The sequence below is a fragment of the Winogradskyella sp. ABM4_392 genome, assembly GCF_056160445.1.
The window spans coordinates 1-2,068 of record NZ_JBSWXE010000013.1; the positions used below are offsets into that span (position 1 = coordinate 1).

The 2,068-nt window shown below is 44.4% G+C and carries 1 pseudogene; it reads right to left on the reverse strand.

Annotated features, from left to right (window positions below):
- A pseudogene (locus tag ACXAFS_RS15255) lies at positions 1 to 2,068 on the reverse strand (hypothetical protein); the annotation flags it as partial.

Consider the following 2,068-nt stretch of genomic DNA (forward strand, 5'->3'; position numbering starts at 1 on the left):
TGTCTACTGTTCCGTCCGCATCCAGATCCAATCCTACCGTTAGTGCGGTCAAGTCTAGTGCTATTGGTATCACTACTAAGGTGTTATTGTCTACCCTTGCATAGATGACTTGTGGGTTTACAATGTTCTCGTAAAGATCCGGTAACGGATTCACGTTCAGGTTTGCATCAGCTTCTGAGGCAAAGTACGTAACAATGTAATTTACAGGGTCTTGTCCATCCAATATCAACCCATCTTGTGACGATAGAGTAAACTGTGTACTATCGTTACTTGGGTCTCCATCGTTCTCTACATCATCATCACATTCCTCATAGACTATATCTACCATATCTGGATTGGCCTGTGCCGCTTCGTCTACCTGAAGGTTAAAACGCTGCGTGCTGATAGAACAGCCCGTAACATTGTCCGTTATCGTTACATAGATCTCTTGTGGATTGCTAATGTTGGTATATGGACTTACCAGTGCGTTCATCTCTGACTCGGCATCCGCTAAGGTCACGTGATAGGTAACGATATAACGTGTAGGATCCTGTCCGTTTAAGACTTCGTCATCTTTGCTCGTTAGGTCAAAACTATCAAATCCATCAGTGTTTAGCTCACATTGTATAAAGTCGGTCACTGCCACTACTTCTGGCAACGGATGTACATATATTGTAAAGTTAACTACAGCATAACAGCCCGTTGCATCATTGGTCACCCTTACATAGATATCCTGCTCTGGCGTATCTACATTGGTGTACTGCGTTGGGTCTGCTATGGCATTCTCTCCTGCATAGGCATCTTCTGATGTTTCATGGTAGGTTGGTGTTACACCATTTTCCCCGTTTAAGATCAATACTTCGTTCTCCGTTAAATCGAACACTTCTACTCCATCTCCTGTATTGATATCATCACAAAGCTCTAAATCTGGTAATTGATCGCTTGGTGTCGGTGTTGGGTTTGGCAGTACTCTTATGGTCATTGTTGTGTATGCCACACAGCCTGTATCCGTATCGGTTACCACCACGTAAAGTGTTTGTGGGTTTGCTGGAAGTCCATTTACCGATGTATTGGTATACGCTGTTGGGTCTGGTATAGCGTTCATCTGTGCTTGTGCATCGGCATCGGTTTCATAATACGCTACGGACCAACTTGCGTTACCATCTGTGATCTCAGAATCTTTAACCGTTAGATCGAATACCGTTATCTCATCACCTGGAACCTCGTCCAGGTCATCGCACAGCTCCAATGGTGTTGGCTGTACTGGCTCCGGCGGTAATTGTACCTGGATTTCAAACTCGCCTGTATCCTGACAACCTGTGGTTGGGTTGTACAGCCTTATATAGATCGTCTGTGGATTCACCGTATTGGTATAGTTCCCTACGTTTACTATTGGGTTGTCCCCTGTCTCTGCATCTGCTGCCGTTACATGGTAAGTCAAGGTCACTTCCGCAGGATCTTGTGTGCCTAAAATATCGGTGTCGCGCTGGGTTAGGTCAAACGGTGCAAAACCATCATCGTTATCATCACAGATAATGATTGGATCTAAAGTTGTCGGTACTTCTGGTGACGACACTACAATTAACTCTAAGGTGTTTAAGGTTAAACTGTAACAACCTGTTATAGTATTTTCTGATCGCACATAAATCATCTGGTTGTTGGCTACTATATTGGTGTATAAACCTGTTATAGCGTTATCTCCTTGTTCGGCCTCTTCCTCTGTCTCGTGGTAAGTAATTACCACATCCGTCTCGCCATTGGTAATCTCTACCGTACGGATCTCTAAATCGAACTCCGCAAAGCCATCGTTGTCATCGTCACAGACCTCGATTGGATCTGGATCTGGACTTGGCGATGGTATAGGGTCTACTCGTAACGTGAGTGTTATCGTACTGTAACAGCCCGTAACATCGTTCTCTGCTCTTACATAGATTGTTTGAGCATTCATCGTATTGACATATGGACTCGCTATTGGGTTTTCTGCATTATTCGCATCCTGCTGGGTCTCATAGTAGGTCAGTGTGATTCCTGTCTGTCCGTTCAGTATCTCTTCATCAGCTTCTTCCAACGTGAAGGCTTCCTGTTCATC